This is a genomic window from Lwoffella lincolnii (assembly GCF_037201985.1).
GTDB classification, from domain to species: domain Bacteria; phylum Pseudomonadota; class Gammaproteobacteria; order Pseudomonadales; family Moraxellaceae; genus Psychrobacter; species Psychrobacter lincolnii.
This window is the reverse complement of the sequence record NZ_CP147511.1, coordinates 469,798-482,016: the sequence shown is the minus strand read 5'-3', so window position 1 is coordinate 482,016 and position 12,219 is coordinate 469,798. Positions and strand designations below refer to the sequence as shown.

The following is a 12,219-nucleotide window of genomic DNA, read 5'->3' as shown; positions in this document are numbered from 1 at the left end:
CCAAACCATGAACCAAGCCATGAACCAAACCAACAACCCCCCAGACAGCCCAATTCATCAAGTTGCCATTCATCAAATCGCAACGGCTGGGGAACACAACCTTACTCACCCACCAAGTAAAAAAAAATCCAAACCCTCTGCACGAGTGCGTCATCGTCTAAAAGATGCCCACCCCCTGCCTTTTGTGGTCGATGGCTTATCACATGATGGGCGTGGTGTGGCAGTATATGGCAACACCCGTAATAACAATGACAACAATAACAACAATGACGATATGGGCATTGATTTTAATCACCTGCCTGATAAACATGGTAAAAAGGTGTTTGTCAACTTTGCCCTACCCCATGAAACCGTGCAAGTGCAACTGACCAACAGCCGTAACAGCTTTGAAGAAGGCGATGCCATTGCCGTGCTTGCCAACCCCAACCCAGAAAGACAACTGCCACCTTGTCCACACTTTGGTGTTTGTGGTGGTTGTAGCCTACAACATTGGCAACCTGATGGGCAGATTGCCTTCAAACAGTCAGTCTTAGCAGAATTATTGGCACATCAAGCAGGCGTACAGCCTGATAACTGGTTGCCTCCTGTGGTGGGTGACCGCCTGGGTTATCGCACCAAAGCACGCTTAGGCGTTCGCTATGTGGTAAAAAAAGACACCGCTTTAGTGGGCTTTCGTGAACGAAGCAGTAACTACCTTGCCGAGCTAAACGAATGTCATGTTCTAGACCCTCGCATTGGCTTTGACATGCAGGCGTTAAAATCACTCATCAGCTCTTTGGATACTCGTGAACACATTGCCCAACTGGAGTTGGCAATGGGTGAGCAGATAAGCAACTTACCTGATGGCAATCAACCCGTGGCATTGATTGTGCGTCATTTGCAACCGTTAACCGATGCTGATTTGGATAAGCTAAAGACATTTTTTGCTCAGCGTCATTGGCAACTGTATCTTCAGCCCAAAGGCGCTGACAGCATCTACCGCATCGCTCTACCAACCGATGACCATCTCTGTTACCCCACCAACAACCGCCATGACCAGCAGTTTGGCAATTTGTATTATCGTTTGCCCAAATATGATTTAATTTATCGCTTTATCCCCACCGACTTTACCCAAGTCAATTTGTCGGTCAATCAACAGATGACACAACTGGCATGTGAGCTGTTGGATTTGCAAGTAGGCGAACAGGTGTTGGATTTGTTCTGTGGTTTGGGGAATTTTAGTTTACCGATGGCACGTCTGGTTGGTGGTAAAGATGGTCAGCAAGGGCAAGTGATTGGCGTGGAAGGCAGTGATGCGATGACCCAAAGAGCCAAGGACAACGCTCAACACAACAAGTTACACAACACTCAATTTTTTAGCCAAGATTTGACGCAAGACTTTTCAGACAAACCATGGGCAAAAGCGGTTGATGCGTTACTCATCGACCCACCACGCTCAGGAGCATGGGAAGTGATGCAATATTTACCCCGCTTTAATGCCAAACGCATCGTCTATGTGTCCTGCAATCCCACCACACTTGCTCGTGATGCTAAGGCATTGATTGACAACGGCTATCGGCTAACACACGCAGGTGTGATGGACATGTTTTGTCATACAGGACATGTGGAGAGCATTGCAAGATTTGAGCGAGTTTAAACAAAAAAACCAGTGCCATCAGGCACTGGTTTCGTAAAAAACTTGGCGGAAGCGGAGAGATTCGAACTCTCGAAGGGCTATAAACCCTTGCCGGTTTTCAAGACCGGTGCATTCAACCGCTCTGCCACGCTTCCAATAGGACGGCTATTATAAAGCATTTTTTACCAAATGCAAGCCAATTGATGTGATTTTTAGCCAATCAGTAAACAAAAAACCATCATCACCCTTGTGCATGTCATTGACATCTTTAAAATATGATACAATACCATTTTTTATGATTATCCATTTTTAAGCCATTTGCTTAACCCATTTTGTCGAGCCATTTTATGTCCAATACTCCCAACAATGCCCCCAATATCCCAATTCAATCGACCGATGCCATTGCCAAAATGCGAGTGGCTGGTAAGCTTGCCAGCGATGTGCTGGTGATGTTAGATGACCATGTTAAAGTTGGTGTCAGCACCGAAGCCCTTAACCAAATCGCTCATGACTATATCGTCAATGTGCAACACGCCATTCCAGCCCCACTTAACTATCATGGCTTTCCAAAATCCATCTGCACATCAATCAATCATGTGGTGTGCCACGGCATTCCAAGCGATGACAAACTGCTTAAAGACGGTGATATCATCAACATCGATGTGACGGTCATCAAAGACGGCTATTATGGTGATACATCTAAGATGTGGATTGTTGGTGAGGGTTCCATCATGGCAAAACGCATTTGTGATGTGGCTCAAAGGGCGTTGTACGCAGGCATGGCAATGGTGAAAAATGGGGCATATTTGGGGGATATTGGAGCGGCAATCCAGCAAGTGGTTGAGCCAGAACGCTTTAGCATCGTGCGTGAGTTTTGTGGTCATGGCATCAGCAATCAGTTTCACCATGAACCACAGGTCATGCACCATGGGCAGGCAGGCACAGGCATTGAGCTGAAAACGGGCATGACCTTTACGATTGAACCGATGATTAATCAAGGCACTTGGAAGACCAAAATCATGCCTGATAAATGGACGGCAATCACCAAAGACCGTAAGTTATCTGCCCAATGGGAGCATACATTGGTGGTTACTGATGATGGTTGTGAGGTGTTCACCGCTCGCCCTGAAGAAGATTTAAGTTTTTTGACACCATAAGACGTTTTAGTACACAAACCGCTTACTTTTAGGCAGTTTTTTTTGTTAAAGTGAGCATCTTGACTTCCTCCCCTCCCTATCGTTCGGGGATTCCTGCTCCCAGACGGTCAAGCCCGACCGCAAGCCTAAGATAGTGGCAACCGCCCGTACGACACACCGTACATCTTAGGTTCTTATTTTAAGCTAATCCTACTGTTAGGATTGTCATAGACACGAATTAGCTTAAGTGTGTGTTTGGAAACGTCTTACCAGTTAAGTTACTGCGTACTCGCAATTTAGTCTTAACTTAACTGTGGAATGTAAGACATTGAATATAGTGAGATGAGGATAGCAAAACTTATCGCATTTAACAATTGCCTTATATCCACCGCCCAAAGTCGCAGGTTTACGGCAACGGAGGATAAAAGTGGGTATCATAAAATAGACAAGTGTTACTTTAACACTTGTTCATATGTGCAAATTTTTATATGTGCAAAAATTTGATTGATAACGATAAAAACACGCTTAAAAAAGGATAACTTGGATTTATCATGCGTTTAAATCACCTTCCTAACACCAACCATGATGTAACGGTGCTAAAACTGGCAAAGCCAAAATTGGCAAAGATTGTGCCACTTTTAGATAATGACAATGCTGATGCCAGAGGTCTTGTGTCCGAACAATTATCCATGTGGCTTAGTCAAACCTTAACCACATTGGACACCGCTTTAGCCAATGGTGTGAGCATTCGTCAAGTGGTGCAAGCTCATGTGGCGGCAGTCGATGATTTGTTGGTGGCGTTGTTTGAGCATCATCAGCTGAAAAATCATGGGCTGGCACTTTTCGCTGTGGGTGGTTATGGTCGGGGTGAGTTGGCACGGCATTCAGATGTGGATATTTTATTGTTGTATCAAGACGAACTGGCAACAGGTGTTGATAAGCATGTTGAGCAATTTGTTACCACACTTTGGGACATCGGGCTTGAACCTTCGTTGGCGGTGCGAAGCGTTAGCGATACAATGGAATCTGCCCATGACCACACCGTTGCCACGGCACTGCTAGAAGCTCGTCTGCTCACAAATGACCCTACCCTGACCTGCAATCTTGCTGCTAATTTTGGCAAGATACCCCATAACGTGGTGAATGATTGCTGGGGGCAAGAAGAGTTTTATCATGCCAAAATGAATGAGAGCAAAAAACGCCATTTGGCACACAACGCCACCGAATACAATTTAGAACCAAACATCAAATCTGCCCCCGGAGGGCTGCGTGATATTCATACGGTCGGTTGGGTCAGCAAACGCTATTTTCGGGTAAATAAGCTGTTTGATTTGGTGCAACAAGCGTTCATCACTGAGCGAGAATATGATGAGCTGATACAGGCAGAGGAGTTTTTGTGGCAAATTCGTCATCATTTGCATCAGATAACAGGGCGTAATCAGAACCAATTGCTGTTTGACCATCAGCGAGAGGTTGCCAATCGCATGGGCTATCAACAGTCAGCTACTGACCCTGCCAACACGGCGGTTGAGCGGTTTATGAAAGATTATTACCGCTGTGCCATGCACATTTCCACCTTATCTGAGATGCTCACCAATCATTATTATGAGACATTAATTGAGGCACGCCTGCCTGATGCTGATAAACCACAAAAAACCACTTTAACTGCCCTATTTAACCGCATCGGTGATCAAATAGCCATCGCTCATCATCGAGTGTTTGCCCAGTACCCTGAGGCGATATTGCACATGTTTTTGTTAATGGGGCAACACGGCATCAAAAAAGTGCGTACCCGCACACTTCGGGCATTAAAAGTCGCCGCCTGTGGCATTGACCAAGCCTATCGAGACAATCCAAAACACCAACAGCTGTTTTTAGCCAATCTCAAAGAGCAAAACTATCTGTTCCACCGATTACGAACCATGAAACGCTATGGTGTATTGGGCAGTTATTTACCAGCTTTTGGGCAAGTGGTCGGGTTGATGCAGTATGATTTGTTTCACCGTTATACGGTCGATGCTCACACGTTGTTGGTCATCAGAGTGTTGCACCGCTTTATTGACCCCAAATATAAAGAAGTGTTTGGCTTGGTCAGTGGCATTTATCAACGCATTGAGCGTAAAGAGATTTTGGTGTTGGCAGCGATTTTTCATGACATTGCAAAAGGGCGTGGTGGTAACCACAGTGTGCTTGGTGAGACAGATGCGGTGGCATTTTGTTTGGCACATGGGCTAAGTGATGCTGATGCCAAACTGGTTGGTTGGCTGGTTCGCCAGCATCTGCTGATGTCTAACACGGCACAAAAAAAAGACATACTAGACCCCCAAGTCATCACCAACTTTGCCCACATGGTCGGTAATGTGACTCAGTTAAATCATCTGTATGTGCTGACTGTGGCAGACATGACTGCCACCAATCCTAAGCTTTGGAACAGTTGGCGAGCCACTTTGATGAAACAGCTATACACACGCACTCGCAGTATTTTGCGAGCCGACATTGATGCCCCAACCAACCGCCAAGAGATGATAACTGCCACACGAGAACAGGCAATAAAATTACTTGATGACTTATACACATCACAAGACTTAAACACATCACAAACAGATGTGTTGGCCTTTGACCGAAAGGACGTTTTGATGTTGTGGGACGAGTTGGGTGATGAGTATTTTTTACGAGAAATCCCTGAAGACATCTTATGGCACACCCACGCCATTTTAACTCAGCCACCTGTTGACAATGTTGACAATGTTGATAATGTTGATAATGTTGATAATGTTGATAATGTTGATAATGTTGATAAGAGTTCCAACATCAACCGTAAACCGCTGATTGTGCTAAGAGAACATCGAGATTTGGCACTTGATGCGGTGCAGGTGTTTATCTATACCCAAAACCAAGACAATCTGTTTGCGGTAACCATGGCGGTGTTTGATTTGATGGGGTTAGATGTGTTAGACGCTCGCATCATCACAGGCACTCGTGATTTTGCCTTAGATTCTTATGTTTTGCTTGACCATCAAGGCACGTTGTTGACTGATGTTGAGCGACAAGATGAACTCAAATGGCGACTGGTAACGGCATTTGCCAACCCCACCCAACCCAAGCTTGCTCACAAACGCTTGCCAAGACAGCTTAAGCACTTTAGCGTACCAACCCAAGTCCGTTTTGAGACGGTGGCTCAAACTGGGCAACACATCTTGTATCTGACCGCCTTAGACCAACCGAGTTTATTGGCACGTGTGGGGGCAGTGTTTTTACAACATGGCATTGAAGTGCATGCCGCTCGCATCACCACACTGGGCGAAAAAGCACAAGATTTGTTTTATATCAGCGACCGTAAAGATAACCGCTTAAGCGATGATAAATTAAACACACTGACACAAACAATCATTGACATTTTAGACAATTAGTCATCTGGACAATCAGTCATCGACATTCATATGGCTAAGTTCAATCAGCTTAGCAACAGGATAAATTGCCATGAACTCAGCTTTTATCAATTCTGCTTCTATCAATTCCGCTTTTATTAATCCAGTCATAGAGCAACTACCCCCCTACCCATTTGCTAAGATGACCACATTGCTTGCTGGTATTGAGCCTGCAAAAGACCAGCCACTTATCAAATTGGGCATTGGCGAACCAAAACACCCACCACCTAAATTTGTATTAGATGCCTTGCTAGAGCATGTTGGCAAAGTGCAACATTATCCAAATACAGGCGGCATGCCAGAGCTGAGCCAAGCGATTGCTGATTGGTTAAGCAAGCGTTTTCATTTGACTGATGTTGACCCAAACCATCACATCATACCAGTGATGGGCAGTCGTGAAGCCATTTTTAGCTTTGTACAAGCGGTCATCAATCGCCATCACATCAAAAAACCTTATGTGGTGATGCCCAATCCCTTTTATCAAATCTATGAAGGGGCAACGCTATTGGCAGGGGCTAAGCCGTATTATGTGCCGTGTACTGCTGATACAAAGTTTAAAGCAGATTATGCCAATGTGCCAGCAGATGTATGGCAACGCACTCAGCTTGTGTTTGTCTGTAGCCCCAATAACCCCACAGGCTCAGTATTAAACCAAGATGACTGGCAACATTTGCTTGCTTTGGCAGATGAGCATGATTTTGTGATTGCCAGTGATGAATGCTACAGTGAATTGTATTTTGACACACCACCCATTGGGCTACTACAAGCCTGTGCCACGCTTGGACGTGATGACTATGACCGCTGCGTGGTGTTTCATTCATTATCCAAACGCTCTAATCTGCCAGGGTTGCGTTCTGGCTTTGTGGCAGGCGACGCCAAGCTGTTAAATTCTTATTTGCAATACCGAACTTATCACGGCTGTGCCATGCCCCTGCACCATCAACATGCGTCCATGACCGCTTGGCAAGATGAGACCCATGTGCAAGCCAATCGTGATTTGTATGCCCAAAAATTTGACTTATGGTTAGACAGATTGGGTAACAAACTCAATCTACGCCGTCCTGAAGCTTCTTTTTATCTGTGGGTGGCTGTGCCTGATTGTTTTGATAATGATGATGAACTTTTTGTCAAATCCCTATACAGTCAGTGTGGCATTCATGCGTTAGCAGGGCGATATCTGTCTCGTGATGTGGGCGGGCAAAATCCGGGGCAAGGTTTTATCAGGTTGGCATTGGTGGCGAGCATGGAAGAGAACCATGATGCCATTGAACGCATCGACAGCTTATTAAATGAGATAATGAGATGACACACATCAAAACAAGCGGGCACAAAGTCGGTCAATGTGAGACCAGCCAATGAATGCTCAAAATCTTTGGCAACATGCCCCCAGCACCGCTTTATTATTGGCAAGCTTTGTGGGCTTATTCACTTGGCAAGTGCTGACAGGCACCAGCATCACTGAGCCAAACACACAAGACCTGATAGCGTGGGGAGCAAATGCCTTGCCCTTAACCATGATAAATGAACCATGGCGACTGCTTACCAGTGCGTTTTTGCATGTTGGGGTGATACATTTGTTGTTTATAGGACTTACGCAAACACAACCGAAGGCGACTTCAACTGCTCTCGCAAATAATTGCTCAGCAAGCCATATTTAACTTGATACAACGTTTGCTTTAATCTTTTAGCCTGTTTGGCTAACTGCACCCAAACAAGCATAGAACAACAAATGTGATTACGCCAAATACGAGCTTTACGACACTGATTGTTTTCAATGCCAGTTAATTGCTTGATTTCTCGGTGAAACTGCTCAATCTTCCAACGGATGGCACACACCAGTCGTGTGTCATCTGATGAATCTTGAGTGGTGTCATTGGTGACAATCCAGTCCGTGCGGTTGTCATTGTAGAGCATGATGTCTTTGGTAGCGTACCATGTGTCCATTAGAACATATTTGAATTGAAGTTGTTTGTGTTCAATACTGTGTTTTAGCATGTCCTTTAAATGGTCAAGTTTGCTTTTGCCATCGGTATTTTTGTCATAGATGCGGTAGTCAATGAGCCAATACTGCTGCGTCTTTGGATTGACGTAAATACAGTTAACGATACAGATGCCCTTGATGATGCGATGGGCGTTACCACTATATTGACGGTTAACCAGTTCGATTTTATGGCTGTGATTTTTGTCTAAAATACTGTCGTCAAAGATGAGTATGCCTTCGTCATCTGGTAGGATGTCTTGTTTGACTTTCTCCCATACTAGCTTGGGTATGAGCTTGTCATCTCGAAGATACCGATTAATGCGGTCGTGGCTTATTTCTTCAGGATGATGCTTGGCATAGTGGGTAAGTGTGTAGTTATTTTGGCTTACCAGTAAGTATTGGCAGTAGTCTAGTCGGGTGATGGCTTTTGCTTGCATTCTTTTATGCTACTATATTTTAATCCGCTTACGCAAATTTATTGGTTTTGCGTAAGTCCTATTTTTATGTCAAAACTACATTTACATCATTTACAAAGTTCTCGCTCTTTTCGTATCATTTGGCTACTAGAAGAGTTAAATTTAACTTATCAATTAACCACGTATGAGCGTGTCAATGGTCTTGCTCCCAAAGCCCTGCAACAGGTTCACCCAATGGGAAAAGCCCCCATTTTACAAGATGGTGATAAGACATTGATTGAATCTGCCATCATGATTGAATATTTGATTGATAATTATGATGCCAAAGGTGAGCAAAATTCTGAACTCATCGCCCAAATGGTGCTAAATAAACAATTTCGCCCAGATTATGGCACGCCTGCTTATGAAGATTATCGCTATTGGTTGCATTTTACCGAAAGTTCACTCATGCCTTTGTTAATTATTCGGCTTTTGTTTGGCAAAATGATTAAAAAATCACCGATTGGTATCAAACAAGTTGCCAAACTGCTCAAAAAAGGCGTGGACGAATCGTATGTAAATAAAACCCTTGAAGCAGAACTCAATATGTTAGACAAACATTTGTCAAGCAATGATTGGTTGGCAGGTTCGCAGTTTACAGGGGCGGATATTCAGCTTGAATTTGCGATTAATGCAATGAAAACCACACGCCAACTTGAGCCACGTTTTGCCAATATTCATAATTGGTTAAAACGCTGTCATGCTCGTCCTGCTTACCAAAAAGCCATCGCAAAAGCAGGTGAAAATCGGTTTTGATGATGAAGTTTAAAAAAAGCAATCTTGTTAGGATTGCTTTTCTTGTATTATCATCATTTTATTCAACTTTTGCGTGATAATTGCCCATATCATCTTTTGATACATGGACATTGGCAATAAAGTGAGTTGGGTTATCTTCTGTTGCTTCACCCATTACAGCACTTTTGGTCAAAACAACGCCTTGTTTATTGGTGGCGATTTGGACTGTGGCAGTACGTCCATCAGCTCGGTTATAGTTTGCAAGTTTAATTGTATAAGTACCTTCTTGGAGTTTGGTTTTATCGCAACTTGCAAAATAATGTTCTGGACCAAAACCGTGCGTATTATCCACATCAAGATAGCCTGATTTACCTTGCATATTACGATAGAATACTTGCATATTGGGTTCAAATGTGTGTAAATCTACATCACCAGTACCATTCCATGTTAATGTTGTTGTGAAAAAGCCAGAAGATGCTTGAGCCACAGGTTTTTGTAATGTATTAAAAGAAGTATTTACATAATCGGCTATTTTGACAGAGGTTATTAAACTTTTATTTAAATAAATTTCCAATAGTCCATGTCCTAAAAAATCTTTTTTCCCATTCAATCCTGCAGGTCTCAGTAAGAATGTCGGAATTACATCAGTAACTGGTGGAACAGAGCCTACCAATCTTAAACCATTAATCACGTAGTCTTTATCAGCCAACACATGATTTCCATTGAGTGTTGGCGATGCAGGAGCAACATGTATGATATGTACGGAAGATGCGTCCATTTTTGTTCTTGCATATTGATAGGCAGAATTGGCAAATAAATTTCCTTGAGAATGGGCAAAAAATAACACTTTATAACCCTCTAATGCCCATGTGTCAATTCTAGATTGATGTTCCTTATAGTCTTCTAATGTTGGTGGATTACCGAATAGCGTTGTAAGTTTTTGAGCCATCCATACTTTTTGTCTGTCTTTAAAGGCAATAAAAATATCTGTTAGATTTGGTACAGCTTTTTTAATTTTATCTAAAAAAGTACCTTCATCATGTAGAGCTTCAAAAAATAATTCAAATCTACCCTTTAAGGCAATATCTTGCTCAAGTAATCTTTGTTCAAATACTTCTACAAAATCTGAAAAACCGTTTGTTTGATTGTAAAGTAGCTCGTATCTGATAGCTTCACCTTTTGGTGTTGTATTACCATATAAGTATTTCATATGATTTAAATTGATACGAGCTTGACGTGATGTGGTTTGAACGCCATTTAAAAACCCAAATATTATCCCTTGTGATTGGCAAATATTATTTTCTGGTGATATAGTTTCTGCATATACCACAGGTGTAAACAAATAAGTATTGATAAAAAATACTAAACCAAATGTTGCTGTTCTTTTATTCATAACAATCTCCTTTTGGGTCGGTTAGAGCGTGAACTGTGCCATCTAATGCTTTATCATACGCTAGATAGGCAAGTAATCTCTCTTTTGTGTTTGTTGTGAGAGATTCTATTTGATCAAGAATATCAAGATCAAAACTTGGGTTAATGCTATTCATGTAAAAAGCACAGTCTATGCCTTTTCCTATTTCTAAAGAAAGTTTTTTTGCTTCAAGCCGTCTTGTTTCTTCATCAGCTATCATACCGACAGTCAGCGATTTTTGCATGGCTTTTGCCATATTTTCTACTGCTTTTTTTTGTGCAGGGTCTGTATATTTTTTTGCGATATACGCATCAATATCATCACGAATGCCATTATTATTGCTATCTGTGCCTAACAATGTATTGGTTCGGTCAAGATGGTCTTGATTATCCACTTTGTCTTTCTCCTTATCATTGTTTGGTAAGTCCATTGTTGGTGGATTTGGTTCTGTCTGCGGTGGGGATGGATGGTTAGAGTTGCTTTGCGTACAGGCTGTGAGCAAACTAATACTAAGCAAAATAATCATAAAACTTCTCATAAAAACTCCTTTATTATATATTTAGATAAATAAATAGAACTTACGCAAACACAACCGAAGGCGACTTCAACTGCTCTCGCAAATAATTGCTCAGCAAGCCATATTTAACTTGATACAACGTTTGCTTTAATCTTTTAGCCTGTTTGGCTAACTGCACCCAAACAAGCATAGAACAACAAATATGATTACGCCAAATACGAGCTTTACGACACTGATTGTTTTCAATGCCAGTTAATTGCTTGATTTCTCGGTGAAACTGCTCAATCTTCCAACGGATGGCACACACCAGTCGTGTGTCATCTGATGAATCTTGAGTGGTGTCATTGGTGACAATCCAGTCCGTGCGGTTGTCATTGTAGAGCATGATGTCTTTGGTAGCGTACCATGTGTCCATTAGAACATATTTGAATTGAAGTTGTTTGTGTTCAATACTGTGTTTTAGCATGTCCTTTAAATGGTCAAGTTTGCTTTTGCCATCGGTATTTTTGTCATAGATGCGGTAGTCAATGAGCCAATACTGCTGCGTCTTTGGATTGACGTAAATACAGTTAACGATACAGATGCCCTTGATGATGCGATGGGCGTTACCACTATATTGACGGTTAACCAGTTCGATTTTATGGCTGTGATTTTTGTCTAAAATACTGTCGTCAAAGATGAGTATGCCTTCGTCATCTGGTAGGATGTCTTGTTTGACTTTCTCCCATACTAGCTTGGGTATGAGCTTGTCATCTCGAAGATACCGATTAATGCGGTCGTGGCTTATTTCTTCAGGATGATGCTTGGCATAGTGGGTAAGTGTGTAGTTATTTTGGCTTACCAGTAAGTATTGGCAGTAGTCTAGTCGGGTGATGGCTTTTGCTTGCATTCTTTTATGCTACTATATTTTAATCCGCTTACGCAAATTTATTGGTTTTGCG

The 12,219-nt window shown here is 42.5% G+C and carries 10 protein-coding genes and 1 tRNA gene; 6 read left to right on the top strand and 5 right to left on the bottom strand.

The annotated features are described in order from the left end of the window. Window positions 1-7: 7 nt before the first annotated feature. On the top strand, window positions 8-1,636 hold the full coding sequence (gene rlmD / locus WDM69_RS02165; protein ID WP_338755593.1) for a 23S rRNA (uracil(1939)-C(5))-methyltransferase RlmD: 1,629 nt from the start codon (window positions 8-10) through the stop codon (window positions 1,634-1,636). Between the two features lie 43 nt (window positions 1,637-1,679). On the opposite strand, the gene WDM69_RS02160 is transcribed toward rlmD, so the two are convergent. Next, window positions 1,680-1,770: transfer RNA gene (locus WDM69_RS02160), tRNA-Ser, on the bottom strand. A 192-nt stretch (window positions 1,771-1,962) separates the two neighbouring features. Here WDM69_RS02160 and map point away from each other — a divergent pair. From map to WDM69_RS02140, 4 genes are all read left to right on the top strand, one after another. Beyond that, complete coding sequence (gene map / locus WDM69_RS02155) at window positions 1,963-2,772, top strand: type I methionyl aminopeptidase (RefSeq protein ID WP_078307117.1); 810 nt, start codon at window positions 1,963-1,965, stop codon at window positions 2,770-2,772. A gap of 530 nt (window positions 2,773-3,302) precedes the next feature. Continuing rightward, entirely contained in the window at window positions 3,303-6,161 is a 2,859-nt protein-coding gene (gene glnD / locus WDM69_RS02150; protein ID WP_422393262.1) for a [protein-PII] uridylyltransferase, read from the top strand. Between the two features lie 115 nt (window positions 6,162-6,276). After that, window positions 6,277-7,485 (top strand): succinyldiaminopimelate transaminase, encoded by a 1,209-nt coding sequence (gene dapC / locus WDM69_RS02145; protein WP_422393268.1) that lies wholly within the window; start codon window positions 6,277-6,279, stop codon window positions 7,483-7,485. Window positions 7,486-7,534: 49 nt separating this feature from the next. Then, window positions 7,535-7,837, top strand: coding sequence for a rhomboid family intramembrane serine protease (locus tag WDM69_RS02140; protein ID WP_338755591.1), 303 nt, complete (start codon window positions 7,535-7,537; stop codon window positions 7,835-7,837). On the opposite strand, the gene WDM69_RS02135 is transcribed toward WDM69_RS02140, so the two are convergent. After that, the gene (locus WDM69_RS02135; RefSeq protein WP_338755586.1) at window positions 7,770-8,597 is read right to left on the bottom strand and encodes a transposase; all 828 of its coding nucleotides are present in this window, start codon (window positions 8,595-8,597) and stop codon (window positions 7,770-7,772) included. The two genes, WDM69_RS02140 and WDM69_RS02135, sit on opposite strands and share 68 nt — an antisense overlap. Before the next feature lie 66 nt (window positions 8,598-8,663). Here WDM69_RS02135 and WDM69_RS02130 point away from each other — a divergent pair, with 66 nt between their 5' ends. Then, the gene (locus WDM69_RS02130; RefSeq protein WP_338755589.1) at window positions 8,664-9,371 is read left to right on the top strand and encodes a glutathione S-transferase; all 708 of its coding nucleotides are present in this window, start codon (window positions 8,664-8,666) and stop codon (window positions 9,369-9,371) included. Window positions 9,372-9,429: 58 nt separating this feature from the next. On the opposite strand, the gene WDM69_RS02125 is transcribed toward WDM69_RS02130, so the two are convergent. Genes WDM69_RS02125 through WDM69_RS02115 form a run of 3 tightly spaced genes read right to left on the bottom strand, consistent with a single transcriptional unit; the run spans window position 9,430 to window position 12,167 of the window. Beyond that, the gene (locus WDM69_RS02125) at window positions 9,430-10,743 is read right to left on the bottom strand and encodes a hypothetical protein (RefSeq protein ID WP_338755590.1); all 1,314 of its coding nucleotides are present in this window, start codon (window positions 10,741-10,743) and stop codon (window positions 9,430-9,432) included. Continuing rightward, a complete protein-coding gene (locus WDM69_RS02120) occupies window positions 10,736-11,299 on the bottom strand; it encodes a hypothetical protein (RefSeq protein ID WP_143823365.1) in 564 nt (187 codons plus the stop codon). Before WDM69_RS02120 ends, WDM69_RS02125 begins: the two co-directional genes overlap by 8 nt. A 40-nt stretch (window positions 11,300-11,339) precedes the next feature. Further along, entirely contained in the window at window positions 11,340-12,167 is an 828-nt protein-coding gene (locus WDM69_RS02115; RefSeq protein ID WP_338755586.1) for a transposase, read from the bottom strand. Window positions 12,168-12,219: the final 52 nt, after the last annotated feature.

Bases quoted from the DNA above. Each gene is read 5' to 3' on its own strand.
- WDM69_RS02120 (WP_143823365.1), bottom strand. From the start codon at position 11,299: ATGAGAAGTTTTATGATTATTTTGCTTAGTATTAGTTTGCTCACAGCC.
- WDM69_RS02125 (WP_338755590.1), bottom strand. From the start codon at position 10,743: ATGAATAAAAGAACAGCAACATTTGGTTTAGTATTTTTTATCAATACT.
- glnD (WP_422393262.1), top strand. From the start codon at position 3,303: ATGCGTTTAAATCACCTTCCTAACACCAACCATGATGTAACGGTGCTA.
- WDM69_RS02135 (WP_338755586.1), bottom strand. From the start codon at position 8,597: ATGCAAGCAAAAGCCATCACCCGACTAGACTACTGCCAATACTTACTG.
- WDM69_RS02140 (WP_338755591.1), top strand. From the start codon at position 7,535: ATGAATGCTCAAAATCTTTGGCAACATGCCCCCAGCACCGCTTTATTA.
- WDM69_RS02130 (WP_338755589.1), top strand. From the start codon at position 8,664: ATGTCAAAACTACATTTACATCATTTACAAAGTTCTCGCTCTTTTCGT.
- WDM69_RS02115 (WP_338755586.1), bottom strand. From the start codon at position 12,167: ATGCAAGCAAAAGCCATCACCCGACTAGACTACTGCCAATACTTACTG.
- rlmD (WP_338755593.1), top strand. From the start codon at position 8: ATGAACCAAGCCATGAACCAAACCAACAACCCCCCAGACAGCCCAATT.
- map (WP_078307117.1), top strand. From the start codon at position 1,963: ATGTCCAATACTCCCAACAATGCCCCCAATATCCCAATTCAATCGACC.